The 22766-nt window shown below is 45.7% G+C and carries 20 protein-coding genes and 1 pseudogene; 13 read left to right on the top strand and 8 right to left on the bottom strand.

What is annotated here, in order from left to right:
- The first annotated feature begins 70 nt into the window (after window positions 1-70).
- From G7035_RS05045 to G7035_RS05035, 3 genes are read left to right on the top strand one after another with little or no spacing between them, the layout of a single operon-like run.
- Complete coding sequence (locus G7035_RS05045; RefSeq protein ID WP_019686098.1) at window positions 71-1351, top strand: ABC transporter substrate-binding protein; 1281 nt, start codon at window positions 71-73, stop codon at window positions 1349-1351.
- A gap of 38 nt (window positions 1352-1389) precedes the next feature.
- Window positions 1390-2274, top strand: a complete 885-nt coding sequence (locus tag G7035_RS05040; RefSeq protein ID WP_019686099.1) for a carbohydrate ABC transporter permease — start codon at window positions 1390-1392, stop codon at window positions 2272-2274.
- Window positions 2271-3098: a carbohydrate ABC transporter permease gene (locus G7035_RS05035; protein ID WP_017425736.1), complete on the top strand. Its 828-nt coding sequence runs from the start codon at window positions 2271-2273 to the stop codon at window positions 3096-3098. The genes G7035_RS05040 and G7035_RS05035 overlap by 4 nt, the downstream gene beginning before the upstream one ends.
- Before the next feature lie 272 nt (window positions 3099-3370).
- Here the strand turns inward: G7035_RS05035 and G7035_RS05030 are convergent, their stop codons facing one another.
- Both G7035_RS05030 and G7035_RS05025 read right to left on the bottom strand, forming a co-directional pair.
- Complete coding sequence (locus G7035_RS05030; RefSeq protein ID WP_019686100.1) at window positions 3371-4321, bottom strand: glycoside hydrolase family 26 protein; 951 nt, start codon at window positions 4319-4321, stop codon at window positions 3371-3373.
- Between the two features lie 592 nt (window positions 4322-4913).
- The gene (locus G7035_RS05025; protein WP_019686101.1) at window positions 4914-5312 is read right to left on the bottom strand and encodes a hypothetical protein; all 399 of its coding nucleotides are present in this window, start codon (window positions 5310-5312) and stop codon (window positions 4914-4916) included.
- A gap of 217 nt (window positions 5313-5529) precedes the next feature.
- On the opposite strand from G7035_RS05025, the pseudogene G7035_RS05020 reads away from it, so the two are divergent.
- Window positions 5530-6575: pseudogene (locus tag G7035_RS05020) on the top strand (hypothetical protein).
- A gap of 299 nt (window positions 6576-6874) precedes the next feature.
- On the opposite strand, the gene G7035_RS05015 reads toward G7035_RS05020, so the two are convergent.
- Window positions 6875-10174 (bottom strand): DUF5695 domain-containing protein, encoded by a 3300-nt coding sequence (locus G7035_RS05015; protein ID WP_019686103.1) that lies wholly within the window; start codon window positions 10172-10174, stop codon window positions 6875-6877.
- 150 nt (window positions 10175-10324) lie between these two features.
- Between G7035_RS05015 and G7035_RS05010 the strand changes: the two genes are divergently transcribed.
- Window positions 10325-10963: a pentapeptide repeat-containing protein gene (locus G7035_RS05010; protein WP_019686104.1), complete on the top strand. Its 639-nt coding sequence runs from the start codon at window positions 10325-10327 to the stop codon at window positions 10961-10963.
- A gap of 72 nt (window positions 10964-11035) precedes the next feature.
- On the opposite strand, the gene G7035_RS05005 is transcribed toward G7035_RS05010, so the two are convergent.
- Together G7035_RS05005 and pdxR are read right to left on the bottom strand one after the other, a co-directional pair.
- Entirely contained in the window at window positions 11036-11464 is a 429-nt protein-coding gene (locus tag G7035_RS05005) for a DUF1259 domain-containing protein (protein WP_016819386.1), read from the bottom strand.
- Window positions 11465-11586: 122 nt separating this feature from the next.
- Window positions 11587-13125, bottom strand: coding sequence for a MocR-like pyridoxine biosynthesis transcription factor PdxR (gene pdxR / locus G7035_RS05000; RefSeq protein WP_019686105.1), 1539 nt, complete (start codon window positions 13123-13125; stop codon window positions 11587-11589).
- Window positions 13126-13238: 113 nt separating this feature from the next.
- On the opposite strand from pdxR, the gene G7035_RS04995 reads away from it, so the two are divergent.
- From G7035_RS04995 to G7035_RS04970, 7 genes are all read left to right on the top strand, one after another.
- Window positions 13239-13850 (top strand): pyridoxamine 5'-phosphate oxidase family protein, encoded by a 612-nt coding sequence (locus tag G7035_RS04995; RefSeq protein ID WP_019686106.1) that lies wholly within the window; start codon window positions 13239-13241, stop codon window positions 13848-13850.
- 255 nt (window positions 13851-14105) lie between these two features.
- Complete coding sequence (locus tag G7035_RS04990) at window positions 14106-14690, top strand: TetR/AcrR family transcriptional regulator (RefSeq protein WP_019686107.1); 585 nt, start codon at window positions 14106-14108, stop codon at window positions 14688-14690.
- Window positions 14691-14796: 106 nt separating this feature from the next.
- Entirely contained in the window at window positions 14797-14898 is a 102-nt protein-coding gene (locus G7035_RS27240; RefSeq protein ID WP_014599460.1) for a hypothetical protein, read from the top strand.
- A 351-nt stretch (window positions 14899-15249) separates the two neighbouring features.
- The gene (locus G7035_RS04985) at window positions 15250-15705 is read left to right on the top strand and encodes a MerR family transcriptional regulator (protein ID WP_017425726.1); all 456 of its coding nucleotides are present in this window, start codon (window positions 15250-15252) and stop codon (window positions 15703-15705) included.
- A 40-nt stretch (window positions 15706-15745) separates the two neighbouring features.
- Entirely contained in the window at window positions 15746-16957 is a 1212-nt protein-coding gene (locus G7035_RS04980; protein ID WP_019686109.1) for an MFS transporter, read from the top strand.
- A 27-nt stretch (window positions 16958-16984) separates the two neighbouring features.
- Window positions 16985-17413, top strand: coding sequence for a universal stress protein (locus G7035_RS04975; protein WP_019686110.1), 429 nt, complete (start codon window positions 16985-16987; stop codon window positions 17411-17413).
- 42 nt (window positions 17414-17455) lie between these two features.
- Complete coding sequence (locus G7035_RS04970) at window positions 17456-18874, top strand: aldehyde dehydrogenase family protein (protein WP_019686111.1); 1419 nt, start codon at window positions 17456-17458, stop codon at window positions 18872-18874.
- A gap of 160 nt (window positions 18875-19034) precedes the next feature.
- On the opposite strand, the gene G7035_RS04965 is transcribed toward G7035_RS04970, so the two are convergent.
- From G7035_RS04965 to G7035_RS04955, 3 genes are all read right to left on the bottom strand, one after another.
- Window positions 19035-19829, bottom strand: a complete 795-nt coding sequence (locus G7035_RS04965; RefSeq protein WP_019686112.1) for an SDR family oxidoreductase — start codon at window positions 19827-19829, stop codon at window positions 19035-19037.
- Between the two features lie 84 nt (window positions 19830-19913).
- Window positions 19914-20201 (bottom strand): DUF1330 domain-containing protein, encoded by a 288-nt coding sequence (locus G7035_RS04960; protein ID WP_019686113.1) that lies wholly within the window; start codon window positions 20199-20201, stop codon window positions 19914-19916.
- Between the two features lie 376 nt (window positions 20202-20577).
- Window positions 20578-21435: a helix-turn-helix transcriptional regulator gene (locus tag G7035_RS04955; protein ID WP_230877828.1), complete on the bottom strand. Its 858-nt coding sequence runs from the start codon at window positions 21433-21435 to the stop codon at window positions 20578-20580.
- 470 nt (window positions 21436-21905) lie between these two features.
- Between G7035_RS04955 and G7035_RS04950 the strand changes: the two genes are divergently transcribed.
- Window positions 21906-22466 carry an NAD(P)H-dependent oxidoreductase gene (locus tag G7035_RS04950; RefSeq protein WP_019686116.1) on the top strand — a complete coding sequence of 187 codons (561 nt, stop codon included), beginning with the start codon at window positions 21906-21908 and terminating at the stop codon, window positions 22464-22466.
- The last annotated feature ends 300 nt before the right edge of the window (window positions 22467-22766 follow it).

The following is a 22766-nucleotide window of genomic DNA, read 5'->3' as shown; positions in this document are numbered from 1 at the left end:
AGTGGTCTCCCATCCTATAATGAAAGCGTATACAAAATCGTTATTTTCAACTTAGGGGAGGTCATTTTGCATGAAGATGTGGAAAGGTGTATTGAGTACGATGCTGGTTGGCACGTTGTTGGCCGGATGTGGAGCGAATTCTTCAGGCAGTGACAGCAGCGGTGCCAGTGGAGACGGCAAAACCGTAAATCTCAAAATGTTTATTGCTCAGCCCCGTTTGAAAGAACACTACGATAAATACATTAATGCGTTTGTAGCCAAAGAGAAGAAAGATAAAAATATCGACGTTACCGTTCAACTGGAGATGCCGCCTGCTGACAATGCCGCACAAATTTTGAAGACAAGGCTCGCATCCAACGATGCACCGGACGTATTCGCACTGCATGCGGTGAATGAAATTCCACCGTTTTACAAAGCGGGATACTTGGAGGATTTGTCCGGTCAGCCATTTGTCAGCAAATTGATGGACAGTGTGAAGCCCTCGGTGACAACTCAAGACGGCAAGGTTGTAGCGGTTCCTTTGGAAACGATCTCCTGGGGCTATTTGTACAATAAAAAGATATTTAAGGATTTGGATTTGAAGCCGCCGGGAACGTTGACCGAAATGAAGGCTGTCGTCGAGAAGCTGAAAGCGAATCATGTGAAACCGTTCCTGTTGTCCTACAAGGAATCCTGGATTCCACAGTTGTTCGTGCCGCTCACTGCAGGTGCAATGATGAACACACAGAATAAGGATTTTATCGAACGGATGAATCAGGACAAAGGCTCATTCTCGGAAATGAAGAGCATGTTCGATATTATTGATCTGGTGAACAGTAATGGTACAGATAAGGCGCTGGAAATTGGCGGGGATGATGGGTCGGCGGCCTTTGCCTCAGGTAAAGCGGCGATGTGGATTCAGGGGCCGTGGTTTGCGGAAACGATTTTAAAATCGGATCCGAAGATGGACTTTGGAGTAGCCCCGCTACCGATTAATGACGATCCAAATGCGACCTTGATCAATTTGTCGACTTCGACTTCGCTGGCTGTATCCTCTACAAGCAAGAATAAGGAGGTTGCACTCGATTTTGTTAACTATGTGTTGGACGACAAGGATTCCAGCGCGTTCTATGAAGCATTGAAATTTAACCCTATCTCCAAAGTCCATACGTTTAAAAGCTATCCTTGGGTTAATGACGCTACCGAATATGTGAAAGCAGGCAAGTCGTACCAAGATCCATCCATCCCGCAGGCGGTCAAGGACGAGGCAGGCAAGTCGCTACAATCCTATTATGCTGGTCAGCTCTCGCAGGATGACGTCATTAAGGCGCTGGATAAGGCATGGAAATCGTATAACAAAGTAAACAAGTAGCGGGAACCTACAGAATGACATCGGGAGGGAGAGACTCCATGCCTTTTAAAATCTACAAAAAATACGTCATGCTGCTGACGTTTACTGCCCCGGCACTGATCTTTTACGCCATCTTCCTGCTTATTCCAACGATCAGCGGCATGTACTACAGCTTTACAGACTGGAACGGATTGAATCCCAATTACAACTTTATCGGCTTGGGGAACTTTGTGGAATCCTTGAAGGAAGACCCCGATTTTCTCAATTCCCTTTGGCTTACACTTAAATACGTGCTGGTCATGATCGTGCTACAAAATGTACTTGCGCTAGTACTGGCAGTGTTGATTGAATCACGCACACGCAGCAAAGGATTTTTTCGGACGATATTTTTTATGCCCAATATGATCAGTACCATTATTAGCGCATTTATGTGGACATTCGTTTTTTCCTCCGTGCTGCCGCAGATTGCTGAAAAGACGGCCATCGCCTTTTTAGGTCAATCATGGCTGGGCGATCCGAAAGTATCCTTTTTCTCCATCATTATTGTCTCGCTCTGGAATGGTGTGGGATATATGATGATCATCTATCTGGCTGCACTTCAGGGTGTACCACAAAGCTTGAAGGAGGCTGCTATTATTGATGGAGCGAACGCATTTCAGACATTGCGAAGTGTGACGCTGCCGATGATTACCCACGCGATTACGATCTGTTTCTTCCTGACACTTAACGGTGCTTTCAAGGTGTATGAGGTTGTGTATGGACTGACTGGCGGAGGACCGGGACGCAGCACACAGGTAATTACGATGAACATTTATGAGGAGGCCTTCTCGAATAATTTCCGTTATGGCTATGCGAGTGCTAAATCCGTTATTTTGTTCGCCATTGTGCTCATCTTCACTCTGATCCAGCTGCGTGTCATGAAGAAGAGGGAGGTGGAGGCATGAGGCTGAAAAAGGCTAATTCCTTGCTGATCACGCTGATGCTGTGCGTGGGCGCAGTCGTGTCCTTCTTCCCAATCTACATGGCGGTCATTAATTCGTTTAAAACACAGGGTGAGATGTTTGCATCCTTTACGGCGCTGCCGACGAAGCTTCACTTTGAAAATTACAGCCAGGCCTTTCATCAGACCCATTTGCTGAACAGCGCTCTGAATTCTACGATTATTTCTTTTATCGGCATTGGCGGGATCGTGGTCTGTTCGGCACTGGCAGGCTACAAGCTGTCTCGTACAAGTGGAAAACTGAGCAGTGCGATTTTCTTTCTGTTTGTTGCGTCCATGCTGGTGCCTTTTCACTCTATAATGATACCGCTTACACGAATGGCAAAAGATTTGTCTGTTCAAGGCAGTACGTACGGCTTGGCTTTGATCTATATCGGTTTGGGCGTGAACATGGCCATCTTTTTGTATCATGGATTCGTCAAATCCATCCCGCGTGAGCTGGAAGAATCCGCGCAAATGGACGGCTGCAATGAATTCCAAACGTTCTTTCGCATTATATTTCCCTTGCTGCTACCGATCACCGTCACAATTGCCATTTTGGATTTCCTGTGGATTTGGAATGACTTTTTACTTCCACTTTTGATGTTGACGGATGTGAACCATTACACCCTGATTCTCTCGACCAATATGTTGTTTGGAGAATACAACAAGGATTGGTCGCTCATTCTGGCCGCGCTCGTGCTGACCTCCATCCCGGTTATTCTGATCTATGCCTTTTTTCAAAAATTCATTATGGAAGGCATTGCGGAGGGAGCAGTTAAGGGATAAGCTGTGCTTCTCATTGCCAAAAAAATCCTTTCTTAACCACGAACGTTTTCAAAAGAGACTAAACAGCCTGAGTCCCTACGAATATGGGACTCAGGCTGTTTAAATAGGGCTTATTAATAATTGGCTGCTTGATAGGGAAACTTCAGTTCATAAGGGCATGCTTTTTTGTCGTGCTTGATGACGTCCTAATCTTCCAGGACCTTGCTGTCTTCTTGGAATAACACGTATGATGCCTTGCTGCCGAACCGGGAGCCGGACGCTTACTATGAGCTCTACTTCGCAAACAGCGTGCTGCTATTCGTATTGTTCTGCGGAGCATAGGCACCGTCCCAGGTGATAAAGAAGCTTGCTCCAGTATAGATCTCATTCAGGGCATTGCTCCAAAGCGAATAATCGAATTCCTTGAGCTGATTATTGTTGCGATCCACATGGTCGCCGCCCACGGCTGGTCCAATCTCGCAGAAGCCATAAGTTTTGCCAAGTCCTTTGATGTCATTGTAAGCCATCTTGATTTCATTGTCATTGGATGGATCGTCGCTGTAGGCGTCGATGCCAATCCAAGTGACATAGCTGGAGCCGGGATAATAAGCGGCCGCGTTGGCTCCTTTATTTGGAGCATAGACAAAATTGACGTTGGACATGCCATGGGTCGTCACGATGTAATCGTACAGATTGATGTACAGGTTCTTATAGTCTGTCGTGTTCTTGTTTCCCCACCAGAACCAGCCTCCGTTCATTTCATGGAAGGGTCTGTAGTAGACGGGGGATGAGTCAAACTTTTGCAGGCTAGTCACAACATTGTCAATCTGAGCCTTATAATTTTGCAGCCATACGGGGCTGGATGAATTGATGGATGAAATGTCTGTATTGGCCAAGATCTTAAAATCGGAATCAGACATCGGGGCGTTTACATTTCCACCCTGGGGATTGGGCATGTGGGTAGAAATGGTAACGATTTTACCTAAGCCTTGGATGGCTGAGGCGCTATGGGAGGTAATGGAGGCTGCATCGCTTCCCCCGTAGTTCCAGTTCAGCAGATCATAAGAGACGATGTCAGGGTTGTAGGTCTGGACAGGACTGGTGTCTACACTTCCGTCATAGCCCAGGAACATGCCAGTATAATTGATATTACTCTCCGCGTCTGCCGTCATCGGTAGCGCGAATAATAACGCAGCCCCGGTCAGGGCGGTAATCAAGCTCTTCGTTTTCTTGAATGAATTCATATTGGTTGGTTATCCTCCTAATGTTTTATATCTTGCTATCGGTTAACGCAAGATAAGGTGTGTTAAGTGAAAAATGTTCTAGTACACTACCTCCTCGGATCGGCTGGTTGACTTTTACTATCAATCACAACGTACATTATTTTTAGCGAGTTGATCCCATCTTCCTATAAGAAAGGGCTTTTTAGCGAATCCTCAATTATATCGACTGCAAGGAAAAAAACTAAAATAGTTCTATTGAAGTAAAAATTATTTCATATAACAATAAACTATCAATTTCTGCAAACAGTGGTAGAGGCTAAGTATGTGAAAAAGAAAATATTTCCGGTTCATTTTTATGAATTTTTAATTCACTCTTATGAATTTTGATTGCAATTATTGTTATTCTTGTACTATATAGAGAATTCATACTCGCACACTTGACGTTCCATCTATTTCTACACACCATTGTTTCTAACAGAAATTAAACAGCCTAAGACCGTATGAATATCGGACTTAGGCTGCTTAAGGTTGCTTTTTTATTACGGTCTACTTAACAGAGATCAGTTCAATTATAGAAAGGCCTCTTATTTTGGAATGACCACACATCTAACTTTCACTTCGACAAACAGCTTATTATGAAAAATAAAAGCGAAATGATGATTATAAATAGATAAATACTAGAAACTCGTCTTCCAATAAGAGCTCCAAAATCTTCAGAATTTTTATATCCAATGATTAAGCTAGGAATAAAAAAAATACTCGATACAAAAATAGTGTAATGGAACCCAGTATTATTAACAGGATTGGACCATGCTGACATTCCTAAAAAGGAAAGCAACTGGTCTCCGAATATGTAATCGCCAAATTCAAAAGAAACAGCCATGCCAAGAAGAGATAGCAGCAGTGAAAGTGATCCCTGGCCTATTTTCTTTCTGTTGTTTCTCAACACTGTGAAAATAATCAGTAAAATTACAATTGTCTGTATGCTGTATGTCAATATCATTGAAAACATGAAATACCTCCTCGAACATTAGAATCAAATGATCGAATGCCAATTTCGCGAGTGATTATACCATATTTTGTAATCTCTTCATATATAGTTCGATACGGAGTTCGGTAGCGCAGCGGTTCATTTGGCTCTAGAGAAGCAACAGCGATCGTAAGATCAAATGGAACGCAGAGCGGCCTTAGCCATACAATATTTCATCTGAATGTAAAAGGAGATGATTATGTTGGCTACCTTCTCGGCCGCGCTTCAGGTGAAAAAGCGGATGGCCAAGCGAGTCTTAAAAATGTCCGGTGTTCACGGCATTGGCGTAGGCTACAGGGACCCTGCCCATCCCAAAAGGGGAGCCGCTGTCATTGTGTACACGGACCGTCTAGCGTCGGCCTCTACTGGACTCTTGTCGGCCACTGCCTTAGGGAAGAAATCGAACGTTCCTGTCCGAATTGTAAAGACTGGAAAAATCAGGGCTAATGCTACGGACTACAAAGTGCGCATCCGCCCGGTCATCGCCGGCTACAGTGTCGGGACGATTGAAGGCTCTGGTACAACCGGACTTATCGTTGCCCCAACTGGAGCGCCGGCTACACGCTATCTTTTAAGCAATAACCATGTGCTCAATCCCTCCAATACAGACAATCGGGAGGCTACAATTCAGCCAGGCGGAGCCGATGGGGGACGGTTGCCCAGGATCGTATAGGACGACTGTATCGTTACGTACGCTTAAATCCCACTGGAACGAACCTGATTGATGCAGCGCTTTCGCTTCCGACCCGCAACAACCTGCTCAATCCCCGTTATGCTACAGTGGGAGCGATTCCGGGTCATGTTACCGCCTATCGCATAGGAGAAAGATTGAAGAAGGTAGGGCGTACGAGCGGGCGGGTTAATGGCACGGTAGAGTCCGTCTATACGGACTTGCAAATCAATTATGGTGGTGAGTTGGGCCTGCTGACCTTCGAAGATCAGACGGTTATTAGAGGTACGACTCCTGTATCACTACCCGGGGATTCCGGCTCTGTATGGCTCAGACAGTCCGATAATTATGCAGCCGCGGTCAACTATGCAGGCACGGCAGATGGTCGCTTATCCATAGCCTTTCCAGTGCAGTGGGTCATGCAGGTATTCAACACACGAGTAGCCCGCCCCAGCGGGGCAGGCAGGGTGCTCAGGGTAGATACAGGATCTTCCCCTCGTTCCTATACTAGACAACTCACCAGTGAGGAGCTCGTTCGCTTAAGACCAAGAACGACACGTATTAGACGAAGCTAATTGCTCTGCAGATGGAAGAGCTACGGCTAGACCCCTCGGTAAAGTGGTCGATTTACCAGCTTTCCATAGGAAGGCTCGCTTCGGAAGCATCATCTCCCCGGATTTCTCCCCTGATTGCAGAATTAAGATAAGAAATCCGGGGCGGAGGCGATGGGAAGCACCCGCAAAAATAATTCACGATACCAATCATTTACGACGCCAATGATTCACGGTACGAATCATTCATAATACAAATCATTCACAATCTAAAACGTTAATGGCATGAAAGGAATGCATTAAATTAAATTTATAATTACATTCTAATCGGCCCCTTCAGCATATGCTTGGACTCTCAATTCATGGGCTGTAATGGTGCTGCTTGCCGAGGCCAAGCCCCTGATTTCCTGAGCAGTCAGAGCTCTGTTGTAAATGATCAGCTCATCTACTGCACCGTTAAGATAAGGATCATCAAACTGGGATTTCCCAATGTAGTTCCAATCTGTCAGTCCAAGGTTGGAAGGTCTCAGCGTCATACCCGTGTTACGTGTCGCCTCTATACCGTCCACATACATAATTCCCGTAGTGCCTGACAGAGTCACTGCGACATGCTTCCACACCCCTGTCGCCAGTTCCGGGGCGTTCAGCTGCTGTTCCTCTCCGTTCCCCAAGACAGTGATGGCAAAACGCATACCTGTCCCTTCGGCCTTCGGGGTCAAAAACATATACCGATCTGTTCCTGCTCCAAAATCAAACAGACGAGCCCAGCCATTATGCGTGTTCACTCGTACCCATGCTGCAATCGTAAAGTCATTTAAACTGCTAACTATTCCGCCGGGCAGGCTGGCATAGGCGCCAATACCGTTAAGGCGCAGGGCATTGCCATTCCGCCCCGCGCTCCACGAGCCGCCAATTACACTGGCCTGCTGCCCATAACCTGACGAATCGGCTGCGGTTGATCCGGCCGTTTCGTTAAATTCATAATGGGCTATAATGTCCCCAGCGGGAGCTGGATTGCCTGTACTGGACTGAATGTGGATATCGTAGTTGGCTGCCGTACCGATATTCAGGCTGGTTGTAGTCGCAGCACTGTTAACAGCAGTGACTGAGCCGGTTTTTGTGCCGTCTACCAGTACGTCATACGTACCTGTCGCGAGTCCGGTTATTGTCACAGTAGTAGTATGAGCTGTGCCTGGTGTCGTATTTTTCAACATCAGACGGATGTTGTTCTTGGATTTGGACACGACGGCCAAGGTATATTGGTCCCGATTCAACTCCAGACTCAGCTTCTGGGTAATCAGATGCAGACGTTGGAATACGCCGTCTTTTGGAGTAACCGTATAGCTGTTATTGCTTTCTGTAACGTCACAGCCATAACCGAACAATCCGAATATGGGATCCACAGCAACATCCGAACTTAGGATTTTAATGGCTCCAAACAGCCCCAGATCGGCTTCCCCGGACATGCCGCGCCATCCGTTAAAGAGAGGGCCGCCGTCCAGACCAAGGGCGCCGTAATTGCCCTTACCTGCCTGATATGTCCACGATACTGCCCCGATATTGGCAGGGTCCGGGCTGATCTGTCCCGAATTAATCGCCCCGATGTTCGCCAGTTTGGCGGCATAGGATAGGCGCTGGTCCACTTCAGGCTTGGACGAATAACGACGTGTCCAGTCATCCATCGCATAGCCCGCCAGAGAAGTGGTGTACTGGAAGTTCCACCAATTCTCTCCGGTAATTGTGACCGGATCGGTGTAATAGTACCAGACAGGCATATGACCGCGTGCAGCGCGTGTTTTGGCATTGATTTTGCTCATCATTGTCGTATTGCCGTTCATTTTGGCAAGTGTATATACCGCCTCTTCGCCTGTATTGTCATAGTTGTACTCAGAGCCATAGGGATAGGTGGTGTTTTTGAAATTGTTGTACTTGGTAGCCATTTTGGCAATCATGTCGTTAGCCTCAGTAGTCAATCCTTCTTCCTGAAGCGCCTTAATCATATCAGGTGTGGTCAGCTCACCCATAAGCCCTGTGTTCCAGTTATAAGCAACAGGACCTTCATACAACGCTTTAAAAATACGATAAGCACGTAGCAAATATGTGTTTTTGCTATTGCGATAGCTGACCAGGCTGGGATACAACTTGGCAAGTTTATACATGCTGAAAAACGTATTGTAAATATGCGGATAGGCATAGCCCCGGTATGTTGGTGTCGTATTAGGTTGTGGCATCAGGAAATCAGGGACCAAATAATCGGTATGATGGCCTTCCATCAGATTCGTCCAGATAGCCACCTCCAGATAATCATCGACAGCCTTGATCTCAGACGCCACGGGCTTCTGGACATTTTTCTCCGCTAGAAACTGGCCGTGAGTTAATCCCCAATCATCACCCCAGCCCCAGTAGCCATTAAAGCTGTTGCGTTTGGCCTTATATTGCATCATCCAGTCGTCAAACACCTTGTCCCGCAGGTCTCCCGGTATGTTCCATTGGGTGCTGTTAACCATGAAGGTGGAGTGACGCTGAAGTGCAGTGTCAACCGGCTCAATGGCATAGAACTGGAGAACGGTTTTTTCGCCGTTACCGTAATTTACTGTAATATTGTTGTGACCCAATCGTCCCAGTGTAAGCTCATATATTTTGTGATTTGTAGGGGCATTTTCCAAATAGCTGATGGTCGTTTCGGAGGGATACTGCGCTGTGACAGAGGTAATGGATTTACGGGTATGCAGATCGAATTTAGCTTTGAGATTGGTCGGGACAATCATACCCGGAACCACGGTCACATCTACATGCCCCTCGCTGTATAGCCTGTCCTTTACAGCCTGCTCGTCCGTTACCTTGTAGAATTTAAAGGCATACGTTTTGCTTTCACCAGGGGCCAGCGACAGACTGGTGCTTCCGATATAACCACGGTTGGTGCTTTTGATGACATTGGAGTGGATATAGAACACATTCAGTCCCTCAGACCAGCCGCCTTGCTCCATAGCCCATGTACTGCCAGGATGCTCCTCGACTCTCCAGTGGTCCTGATATTCGAGACCAGCACCCGTTGCGGCATCAGGTAGCAGCAGGATATACGGTCCGATGCCGCTAGGTCGTCCAGCTGTAATAAAGGAACTGTGATGACCTACAAAGGAGTGAGAGAGTACCCTGGTTTCATAGATTTGTTCATTATTGCCACCGGACCAGTATTCGTTAAAAGGAAGCGGCAGCCCCCAATCTCCGATTTCCAGTGCTTGATTAGAAGTATTCGTTACTTTCATTTGCCAATGTAAATAGTCGTTAACCAACGAATAGGTTTCTTGTAAAGTGAAGTTGCGTATTCCCTGAGGGTTGGAGGAATTTTGATAGGATACCTGGACGCTGTTACCAGAAGAGATGATCTGGCGCACATCAGCAGAATTGCTTGTCCATGCCCGAGTCCACGCCCCGTTACCGAGACGATAGGTGAACATGAGTTCACCCAGCCACTGATGATCTGACGTATTTTGTTTAGGTGCGTTAGAGCCGTTCATGACATAATTCGTATTGAAGGTGTCTCCTGTCAGACGCAAGGAAGAGATATCCCCATAATCCCCGATTGAGATGGAGAATATTTGATTAGATAGCTGTACTGCCATGCTATCAACCTCCTAACAAAGGTTCGTGAGTGTGCTCACATGTTAATATATGTGTCAAATATACTTTTGCTACCCTATGCGTGAGAATTGATAGAAAATAGATTCATATAGATATCCTAGAAATCTATTCATAGTGGAGGTAGAGCTATAATGAAAAATAAAATGGAGTCACCGAAGATTCCTGCGGACTTACCCGTATTAAATGAAGAAATACGCTCCATACGATCCAAAGACGAACTTAGTACAGGGTCTGTAGAGGATATTATTTTGGACAATATGGAAGCAGTTAAGGTTTCATTAGAGAAGATGGTCTTCAAAAATGTCACCATCATGGAATCATCATTGCCGGAAAGTGAATGGACAGACATCATTTTTGATAAATGCGATCTGTCTAATATTAATTTTTCCGGCTCCTTTATCCATCGGGTAGAGTTCAGAAATTGTAAATTGCTCGGAACGGATTTTTCGAGAAGTAGGCTCCAAAACGTTCGTTTTCTGGATTGCCTAGGGGATTATTCGATGTTCCGTTTTGCTAATTTCAAGCAAGTTGGTTTTGAGGATTGTTCTTTGATAAGTGCAGATCTTTATCATGTAACACTACAAAAAACCTCTTTTGCCCGTTGCAATCTGGATCAAGCCATCCTGTCGGGGGCCAAGCTCAAGGGAATTGATCTCAGTGATTGCGAATTTGACGGATTACAAGTGGAGATAGAAGACTTGAATGGTTGCATCATCTCACCGCATCAGGCTTCATCCTTTGTTGGCCTTTTGGGGTTAGTGATTAAATAAGGGGTTCAGGGCAAAGGTAGCCATAACAAAGAAAAGATCCGCCTAAGCGGATCTCTTGCATTTATTGATAGCTTATTTCTTTTTAATCACCGGACGTACAGGCTTCGTTGTCAAGACATTAAGCGCGTCACGTACTTCTGTGGCGAAAACAAGCGGCTTTTCTACTTTTTCAAAGTGGATGTACCAAAGGTTAGGGTTATCGAATAGCCAGTGATTGTGGAGTGCCGTCACTTTGATATCATGGTTACGAAGTCGAGAAATAAACGGATTAATTTCTGCGGTCAGAATCACAGTTTCGCCAAGACATAAACCTTTTCCGTTACGGCCAATGCTTTCGAAAGAAAAAGCTTGGGGGATGGCAAGAAAGGATCTGGCCCTTTTCCCCAAAATGATCGGCTTGATGTTATTTCTGACTGTAGATGCAGTACAAACTCCGTTAATGATTTGAGGTGTTGCTTTTAATATATCGGCAAACCGTTTACAAAGTGGACTAACTGCCATTTCTCTCACTCCAATTCTTTTAAGTTACTAGCATCATATGAAAGAGTGAGGGAATGGAAAGGGCAAGTCTTCTTTATCGTTAGTCTAATTTGCTATATACAAAGTGCGAATGGAGCACCCTTTTAAAGCCTCAGCTTTGCTCCGTGATACTCATGTTTGATACGGTCCCAGGCCTGGCGCAGACGCTTAACACCTTCGATAATCTGCTGCTCCGTTAAGTGAGCAAAGTTAAAGCAGGCTGAAGGAGGTCCCGGTGTCAGTTGGTAATCAGCAGCATCACGCCATGTGACTCCATAAAATCGTGCTGTCTGCATCAAATGATGATACGGGGCAGGTCCATGCTTCCAGATGGCATAGGCGTGTAGACCGCAATCGTTCTGCTGCCAGTGAAACAGCTCACTCAACGGCTGTATTTCATGCTGGAATACGTCGTAGCGTGATCTGTATATTCGAGTCATCCGCCGCAAATGACGAATGTAGTCTCCGCGCATCATAAAACGTGCCAGTGCACGCTGTTCCAAGCGGGCAGGCGGCAGGGGATCGTATAGTCGTTTGGCAGCAGTCAGCGCTTGAGCTAATGCCACAGGCAGGATGGCAAACCCGAGTCGAAGGCTGCTGAACATGCTTTTGGAAAAGGAACCGACATAGATGACACATTCCGCGCGATCCAGTGCTTTTAATGGTTCAATGGGGCGTCCTGCCCAGCGGAATTCACTGTCATAATCATCCTCAATGATCCACGCCCCCTTGGACGCTGCCCATTGCAGAATATGTTGACGGCGCGTTAATGGCAATACAGCACCGGTTGGAAACTGTCGTCCAGGCGTAACAAACAGGAGCTTGGCATCCCAATCCTGTGGAATAATTCCATGCTGATCCAGATCAGCAGCGTGTATCTGTCCGCCTGAGGCAGTAACTGCACGGTAGATGCCGGAATAACAGGGATTCTCCAGTACAATGTTATCTTGTTCATGAATAAGCAGCTGACTTAATAACGTGATCACTTCCATGGAACCACTGCATAATACGACTTGATCCGGGGTAGCCGTAATTCCGCGTGTTCTGCCAACATGATGGCAAATCGCTTCACGCAGTCCTTTATCACCGTTCACTGGTGCAGGCGTCGAGTCATCCGAAGGCTTTTGCAGGTCCTTGCCAGCGGCAGCCAATGCACTTTTCCATGCGATCTGTGAGCTGCCCTCCAATACATCTTCTTCTGCTTGAAAAGAAATCAAAGGCTGCTGTGCACCGTCTCTATCCGTAGCAGACACAGGAGCCGAGTATAAGGCCCGTTCTCTTTCGAGCTGCATTATTCGTTGTCCCCATGCTGACAGAGCAGGGGCTTTTTGTTTTGCAATAGGCGGGGTTTGGTTCTGCTGATTGATTAGAGATTCGTCTGGCAGCATTGCAGTCTGTTCCATAACAAAGGTTCCTCTGCCTACTACCGAATTCACATATCCTTCTGCCAACAGCATATCGTATGCTTCTTTAACACTTCCGCGCGAAATGCCATACATCACAGCCAGATCACGACTGGAAGGCAGGCGCGTACCGCTGGCAAGGGAGCCAGTGAGAATCCCCTCTCGAAGAGCGTGATACAATGCCAAGTATTTCAAATGATATTTTTGAATTGCACGCTGATAAGCAATCGTAATGTCCATACTTCTCCTTATATTGGACCAGTCATTTCCGTTCATATTGGATCTTTTTAATAATCCATTTTCAACATAATCTGAAATGTATCATTGGTCAATAGATGGAAGGAGAGTCCCCTATGAGAAGAAAGGAATTTACGGTAGAAGAACTAGAGGAAATAGAGCAGTTTCTAAGCGAGGTAAGTTTCGGATTTTTAGGCATGAACAGCGAGGATGGTTTTCCGCGTGTGGTTCCCTTGAATTTCGCTTATGGAAAGGGCGTTTTTTATATTCATGGTAGCCGTGCTGGAGAAAAGATGGAACGGATGAAAGAGGATAATCGGGTTACTTTTTCAGCTGCCAAAGAATATGCGCTCATTCCATCTTATTTCACGGATGAACATATGGCATGTCCTGCGACCTCATTTTTTAAAAGTATTACCGTGCGTGGTCATGCGGAGCCTGTAGTGGATTTGGAAGAAAAAGCATCAGCATTTTCCATTTTTATGAGTAAGCTGCAACCGGAAGGCGGATATGACACGATTGATGCCAGCGATTCTCGGTATGCCTCACGTTTGAAAGGGGTCGCTCTGATCAAAATTGTACCCGAGGAATGGACCGCCAAGTTTAAATTCGGACAAAATGTTAAAGATCAGGAGCGTCAGCAAATTATCAACGGCTTGCAACAACGGGGGCTGGATGATGATCTGATAACGATTGAAATGATGCGCAAATATGGTCCTCATCACTGATATATATCGAAAGTCAGGATTTCACAAAATTCTCAAGTATAAAAATTTAAATTCGGCGTAATAATTCCTGCTCGCTCATCCATCTAATTGGTTAATTATACCTTGAAGGGGGATACCCTTGATTTTCCATAACATTCAGTCCTTCTATATTAGGACTTTTGAAGGAAAGGTATATATCATCCTCAAGCCCGTTGTTCTTACTGCAAAGGAACTTTATAATACGATAGATTTGTGGTGTAAGGGGGCAAAACCGTGATGAGAGCAGGAGTCAGAAGTCGGGAAAGTCGGCGGTTGTTACTGGAAGCGGGGGCTGAAGAGTTCGCTCAGACGGGGGTTTACCAAACTAAGGTAAGTTCGATTGCGGCACGTGCAGGATTGACGCAGCCGGATTTTTATATTCATTTTGAAAGCAAAGAACAAATGTATGAGGAGCTTGTGGAGAGCTTCCGTACTTTGGTGAATGAGACGGTACAAAGTATGAAGATTGGCCCGGACCTAAGCGAAGCTGAAGTTTTGAGACGGGGACAAGCTTTTCTGGAAGCTATTTTTCGCATGTTGTCTAATAATCCGGCGATCACTCGTGTCGGTTTTTACCAGGCGGCAGACTCGGTACACATCAAGGCGGAAATGGCGGAGCATATCAAGAAGCATCTGCTGGCGGCACAACGATGGGGTTCCTGCCGTGAGGAACTTGACCCTGAACTGACAGCAGAATGTGTGATCGGTTTGATAGAACGGCTGACGTTAACGAAATTGCTGCCTGGACGTGAAAGCCCGTCTGTACTTGCCAAGCAGGCAAGAAATCTCCTGTATCACGGAATGCTCGCATCCGAAGAATAACTGGACCCCAAACCCATATTTGGGCAGCAGGCGCGGCATTTGTCCCTATCATGGATGGTGGCATAAGCATAAGATGCTTTTGTAAACCATGAAGGGAGGAATCAGCATGTCTGGAGTAGGCGCTGGTTATGGAGCTTTTACATCCACAGGAGCGATTCTGGTACTTTTCATTCTGCTCGTTATTATTTCCAAAGCATTCGTTATCTAATTCTCAGCTCAAGAATTTGATTTCGGGCGATTTGTTCTAATCGACAGAAGGAGGAGGAATTCTAAGATGGGTGAAGTAGAAAGAGGTTGTGGTTGTGGCGGTTACGGTATGTTTACTTCCACTGGTGTTATTCTGGTACTCTTCATTTTGCTGGTTATCATCACACGTACTATTTTCATCTAAAGCGATATTCATGGGCTTGAGCGCCGATGTTTCGGGTCTATGACCATGCAATCCCAAATAGGAACCGTCTCTAACAGAGGCGGTTTCTTTGTGTTTAAAAGTTTACGTTGACGTTAACGTTATATGGGCGTAGTATTTATATATAATCTTTTTCATAAGGTGGGTGTCATGGTTACGTATAAAATTGATGAGGTCGCCAAACAAAGCGGTTTAACCAAGAGAACCATTCGTTATTATGAGGAAATCGGCTTATTGCCCTCCCCGCAGCGCAGTGAAGGAAATATGCGGCTATACACTCAGGAGGATGTGGATCTACTAAAAAAAATAGTGAGTGCCAAGGAAGTGCTTGGCTTTTCTTTGCAAGAGCTCCAGCGTTACATGTCCGCAGCAGAAATGCTCAAGGGGCAGCGGGAGGAATATCGCGAGCGCACAGAGCATTTGCAGCCAATCGAGCGACGGACCATGTTGGAGGATATGGAACGTACGCTGAACGAACAGTTGGACTTAATGGAGGGAAAGATCAACAGTATCCGTATGCTCCAGACAGAGCTGGAGGAGCTGCGGGTTAGGGTGCGTGAACGTAAGGTTCTTCTGGATGAGGAACTTGAGCGCGACCCATCATAACAAGAACATTTACATTCAGATGTGGAGGTAACATCCTATTATGAGTTCACAACATGCATTACCTGAAGAGTTAAAAGAACGCTCAGGCTTGCTGTCTCAACCTAAAGCGGTATGGGCGGTCGCCTTTGCCTGTGTTATTTCATTTATGGGCCTGGGATTGGTCGATCCGATCCTGCCGGCCATTGCCGATCAGCTTCATGCTACGAAAAGCCAAGTGTCACTGCTGTTCACCAGCTATAATCTGGTGACGGGCGTTGCGATGCTGATTACGGGCGTTGTATCTAGTCGATTGGGTGTCAAATGGACGTTATTAACCGGCATATTATTTATTATTGTGTTTGCCGGACTGGGCGGCACGGCTAGTACAGTTGGCGGAATTGTGGGCTACCGGGCAGGCTGGGGCCTAGGAAACGCTTTGTTTATCGCAACAGCGTTGTCTGCGATTGTAGGTCTGTCCACTTCTGGAACAGCTAAAGCGATTATTTTGTATGAAGCGGCCTTGGGGCTTGGGATTTCAGTCGGCCCGCTGCTAGGCGGTGAGTTAGGTTCCATTTCCTGGCGCGGTCCATTTTTCAGTGTAGCTGGATTGATGGTTATTGGCTTTTTGTTCATTACGTTTATGCTGCCTTCGATTCCAAAGCCGAAAAAACGTGGTTCCATTGCGGACCCATTCAAAGCGTTAAGTTATCCTGCCTTGTTCACGCTCGGCATTGTAGCATTGTTATATAACTTTGGATTCTTTACGTTGATGGCGTATTCTCCATATGTCATGCATTTAGACGAGCATGGTTTGGGTTACGTGTTTTTTGGTTGGGGAATTATGCTGGCCTTTACCTCGGTGTTTGTAGCTCCAAAGATTCAAGCACGCTTGAGCGTGGTATCTTCCATTAGTATCATGCTGACGTTGTTTGCCATTGATTTAGGTGTTATGGCGATTGGGACTTTAGCTGGTTCGCCAACGACTGTCATTGTCGCGGTCATTGTGGCTGGTATTTTTCTGGGGATTAACAATACTTTGATTACAACCGCTGTTATGCAGGCTGCTCCAGTGGAGCGCTCCACAGCATCTGCGGCTTATAGCTTTATGCGTTTTTTGGGCGGGGCCATCTCACCATGGCTTGCAGGGAAGCTGTCAGAGTGGTATGCAGCAGAAACTCCGTTTTATTTTGGAGCATTGATGGTACTGATTGGCGTAGCTGTGCTGATCGTACGTCGCCGACATATGCAGGATATTCAGGTAGATGCACACTAACATTGAACTTCTGGGGAGGAAAAGAGTATGAGCGAATTCAAACAGATTCTGGTTGCGATTGATGGTTCGGAACACGCTATGAAGGCATTGGAGACAGCCAAAACGTTATCCAAGCAGCTTCAGGGAAACCTGCATCTGACCGTATTGCATGTAAATCCGACTTTATCCATGAATGAGCCCCCGGTTGGGATTGATGTGGATGAGCGGATCGAAGAGGAAGGTCGCCATATTCTGGAGCCTGCAGCCGACTATTTGAAGGACGAGGGCATTTCGTACCGTATGCTGGCAGGTCATGGTGATCCGGCGAGTTTCATTTGTAAAATTGCAGATCAGGAAAAGGCAGATCTAATCATTATGGGAACACGGGGACAGGGACTTGTTTCGGAGCTGATCCTGGGTAGCGTGAGTCATCATGTGATTCAGCATGCACCTTGTCCAGTGCTGACAGTGAAATAGTATTAAATGAGACATTGATATAGAGCAAAGGAGGAAAAAAGCATGCAGCAGCACTTATTTATTGGCGGTGAATGGAAAGCAGCTTCATCATATACGACGCTGAAATCACCGTATTCCGGGGAAGTCATTGCCGAGGTAGCAGAGGCCACTGCTGAGGATGCCAAGACCGCTATTCAGGCGGCTTCTGATGCACGTGCAGAGATGCGGGTCATGCCAGCCCACCAGCGGTCAGCTATTTTGGAGAAGCTGGCTGACCTGCTGGAAGAGCAGCGTGAGGATGCAGCACGTATCATTGCACGTGAAGCGTCCAAGCCATGGAAGGCTGCGCTTGCGGAAGTTGATCGGACGGTACAAACCTACAAGTTTGCAGCCGAAGAAGCCAAGCGCATTCACGGAGAGACCATTCCGCTGGATGCTGCACCAGGCGGCGAGGGCCGTATGGCCTACACGCTCAAAGAACCCGTCGGGGTAGTAGGAGCTATTACACCATTTAACTTCCCGATGAACTTGGTCGCTCATAAAGTGGGCCCTGCGCTGGCAGCAGGCAATACGGTTGTATTGAAGCCTGCGGAGCAGACACCACTGTCAGCTTACTTGATCGCGGAGCTGTTGGAGCAGGCCGGGTTGCCTGCGGGCGCTCTTAACGTGATCAGCGGCGATGGCAAAACCATTGGCGACGTACTTGTCACTGATCCACGTGTCAGCTATATCACCTTCACCGGTAGCCCGGCAGTCGGTACAGAAATTCGCTCCAAGGCTGGCTTGAAGCGGGTTACGCTGGAGCTGGGTTCCAACGCGGCTGTTATTATTGACCGTGATACAGATGTGGACGCGATCATCGACCGTTGTGTGAGTGGAGCCTTTGCCAATCAGGGGCAGGTATGTATCTCGGTTCAACGTATTTACGTTGTCGGTGAGCTGTATGATACGTTCGTGTCCCGATTTATAGAAGCGACTCAACGTTTAAAAATCGGAGATCCGCTAGACCCGGACACGGACGTATCGGCGCTCATCTCAGCCAAGGATGTCGAGCGTGTTCGTGTGTGGCTGGAGGAAGCAGTCCAAGCAGGCGCGAGAATCGCTCTGGGTGGTCATGCCGAAGGTGGGATTCTGGAGCCGACCGTATTGCTCAATGTGGACCCGACTTCCAAGGTGTCTTGTCGCGAAGTGTTTGCCCCACTTGTGCTGATTCATTCCGTTAGCTCTGTAGATGAGGCTGTGAGCCATGTGAATGATTCAATTTATGGCTTACAGGCGGGAATTTACACACGTAATATCACGACCGCGCTGGATGCAGCGGACAAGCTTGAGGTAGGGGGCGTGATGATCAATGACATACCAAGCTTCCGTGTTGACCATATGCCGTATGGCGGTGTGAAGCAAAGTGGCACTGGACGCGAAGGTGTAAAGTACGCTATGGAAGAAATGTTGGAAACCAAGCTGATCGTTATTAAACGGTAAATAGCTGTATAAAAGCCTATCTGATGGACATGGATAATATACGTTTTACGTATATCTGCTCATTAGATGGGCTTTTTTTTCTCATTATTTGCGCGAATGTCAGATGAAAATAAAGTGTTAGACTGAAAAATATTTGGATAAAGCGTATTTAGCTTGAGTTTTAGACCGTTGGAACTGTTCCACCGTCAATATTATATTCACTTCCTGTAATAGAAGCGGCCCGGTCGGATACCAGAAAAGCAACAAGCTCAGCGACTTCTTCTGGTAGTCCTGGACGACCAATTGGAATTCCTCCCAACGAGTCCATTAGTTGCTTTAATGCACTTTCTCGATCGCCTGTAGTCTCAGCAATCCGATCAATCAAACTTTGTGCTGCCTTCGTTTCGATAAAGCCTGGCGCAACTGTATTAATACGAATGCCTTGAGGCGAAAACTGCTTGGATAATCCTTTGCTGTAAGTAGTTAAAGCTGCTTTGGCCGCAGCATAAGCCAATGTTGCATCATATAGAGGCAAGCGACGTTGAATAGATGAAATATGAATAATAACACCTGAACCCTTTTCCACCATAGCCGGCAGCAGTCCACGGTCTAAACGGACGGCAGCAAACAGATTGGCGTTAAAAGTTTGCTGCCAATGCTCGTCCGTCAAGACAAGAGCTCCCCCGGATGGAGCTGACGAGCCTCCAACATTGTTGACAAGAATATCTACACCGCCTAGGCGCTCAAGAACGCTGGTTACCACTTTATCTACACCTTCAGGCGTACTAATATCGGCTGGAATAAATAGGTCCGCATTTTCTAAATTAACTGGAGTAGTTCGAGCCGTAGTAATTACAGTAGCACCTGCAGCTGTAAGTCTCTTAGCAATAGCCTCTCCCATTCCTTTGGTACCGCCTGTGACCAAGGCCCTTTTGCCTTTAAACTCACTTAAAATGCTTTCTAATTGAAAACTCATGTGAATAATTCCTCCTAATTTTGACAATAGGGTTGAGAACTATCTCTAGGTATCTTCACTCCGAGTTCACTTGTTTTGCGAACCTTACACACTATCGACAATGATACCCCGGTACCGCCCTCCGCGCAGTCGATGCTTTAGGGCTTTTTGATAGGCTGGACTAAAGTACCAAGCTTGTGCTTCCTCAAAAGTGGGGAATTCCAAGATGGCCAGCCCTTCAATATTGGGTCCTTCCAGGACCTGGTATGCGCCATACATTGCTAGGGGGGTGACGGAATGTCCCGCCAAACCTGCCGGTGCCAACTGAGAATAGAGTTGGAGTTCAGTTTGATCGGTACTCTGTTCACGTATAAAAACAACATAAGCGGGCATATACGTTTTCCCTTTCTTATTTTTTAATTTCTTTATGGAAGTGTAATAATCAGTTCTTTAATTTTATTGTTGTTTACTAGAAATTGATGTTTAAGTAGGAGTGGGTCGGGAAGATTCGATTTATCAAAGTCTCCGTCTACTTCGCAATTACGACGATGGTATTATTAATGTCATATCCAAGATCAACGCATCTTTATCGAAAGCGGAAGTAAATGCTTCAAGCTGGGATTTGTTCGCTGATGTAAAGTAAGTTTCTACTGCTGGTGGCAGGGATCTATGTGGATTCATTGATTCTTCAACCTCCTATGGTGAGTATGTTGTGAGCGATAACTTCAAACTCATCATAGCAGTAATAATATGACTACATAATGTCATATTATAGAGGAACATTTAAATTTCTTTTCATCGTTTCTAAATGAGACAATATTCTTGTACGTACTTGTTCGGGGCTAACCTCTATAAGGAGGGGACCAAAGGACAGCAGATAACTGTCCAACCAATTGCCTACAGGAAATTGTGCCGTGACGGTATAAGAGCCGTCTTCCCTCTGAGTAATTGTTTTCTCGGCAAATTCATCGTATACGCGGTAAGCTCCTTGAGCAGAAATGTGAAGAGTTACTTCAATGGTATGAAGCAAGTCGTTCACCTTTGTATCTGTAGCTGCTACGACTGTTCTTGGCTCATAACTAATTTCCGTAACTACAATCTCTTTCATTCGGCTAATCTTAAATACACGATAACTTTCGGTATTTAAACAGTAACCTTCCACATACCAGGATTTATCTTTAAACAAGAGCTTGGCAGGTTCGATGCTACGATAACTCTGTTCCCCGGCGACGTTATAATAGCGGAACTTTATAACACGGTTTGTGATTATCGCGTTGCGTATAAGAGTGAATAGCTGTCTCTGGCTGTTTTGGCTTCCCCATGGCGAAAAATCTACTTCGATCCAGTTTTCCATTTCTTTTTTAAAAAGCCTACTCAACTTGCTTAGCACTTCTTCTACCTGTGGAATGGTAGCTGTAGCCACACTCTGAAGGGCCATTAAGATATCATCTTGTTCCTGCTCGGACAGTAAAGAGGTGTTAAAGACATAACCCTCCATCAATGATATTCCGCCACCCTTGCCTCTACTGCTGTAGATGGGAATCCCAGCTGCGCTTAAGGCATCTATGTCCCGATAAATCGTTCGTGTGGAAACCTCAAAATGCGCTGCCAATTCATCAGCAGTCACTTTTTCTTATGGAGTAACATATAAACGATTTCAAAATGTCTGCTTAACGGCATAAGCTTCACCTCACTCGGTAGCATACACCTTATAACATGACATTATAAAGTCATATTAAGTGATTGCTCTACATCACACTCTAATGGGCATCAACTGGGGAACTTTATTTTCTTTGGACAGCGATAATAACACTGCCTTGGATCAGATCTTTTTACAATTCTTTATATAAAGTTGAACCAAAAGCACTTGCGAAATAAAAAGGAATAAACTATACTGAGACCAATCAATTAGTGATTGATCAATTACTAACTGATTAACAATCAACGTAGGTGACATTTATGAGCAGCATACGCTTCAAGTTGACTGAACGTATCTTTATTGGAACTATGAATTGATGCAGATTCAGTTAGATGAAGATGTATGAAGCTAAGTAATTGATCAATCACTCATTTTATTAGTAAATGGAGGAGAAGAAAATGAAACATCTTATTATTTACGCGCATCCATCACATGAAAGCTTTAACCATGCAATTTTGACCACAGCATTGAAGGGGCTAAAGCAAAAAGGGCATGATGTGGTGGTTCGTGATCTATATGATATCGGCTTTCAACCTGTAGTCAGCAGTAGCGAGATTATTGGAGGAATCGGAGAAGATATTGTGCGGGAACAGAAGTTTTTGCAATGGGCAGAGGTGGTCACCTTTATTTATCCGATATGGTGGACGGGGATGCCAGCCATTATGAAGGGATATATTGACCGCGTATTCTCTTACGGATTTGCTTATAAATATGTAAATGGAGTGCAGATGGGACTGCTCAAGGGGAAGAAGGTCATCATCCTCAATACACAAGGGAAATCCCATTCGGAATATGACAGCAATGGCATGGATCAAGCGCTTCGCTTGACGACCGACAAAGGCATATTTGAATATTGCGGACTTGACGTTATGTATCATATATTTTTCGAGTCGGTACCCCAATCCGATGAAGATACACGTAAAGAATGGCTTCGCCAGATTGCAGGCATACTTGGATAAGAGCCTTGAGCCTAACTGATTTGAGTAACATCAATATAAGACTGTGTACCGGAATTAACCAAATTACTTACTTCATTAGTGGTTGCGAAATGTGGTTGTGGCGATCCTATCGAACGATTAGAAAACGTACTTGTTGGAATGGGCAAGTTCCTATAAGATATTTTTTTGAAACTCACTGTCACTAAAATCATATCTTTACAGGTAAAAGTATTTTGGATGAGTTAAAACAACATTAAAATGTGAATAAATAAACGAAATGACCTTCTTTACGTAGAGAAGATCATTTCGTTTAATTTAGGC

The sequence above is a fragment of the Paenibacillus polymyxa genome (assembly GCF_015710975.1).
Classification (GTDB): Bacteria; Bacillota; Bacilli; order Paenibacillales; family Paenibacillaceae; genus Paenibacillus; species Paenibacillus polymyxa.
The sequence above is the reverse complement of the archived record's forward strand: the minus strand, read 5'-3'. Positions and strand labels throughout refer to the sequence as shown.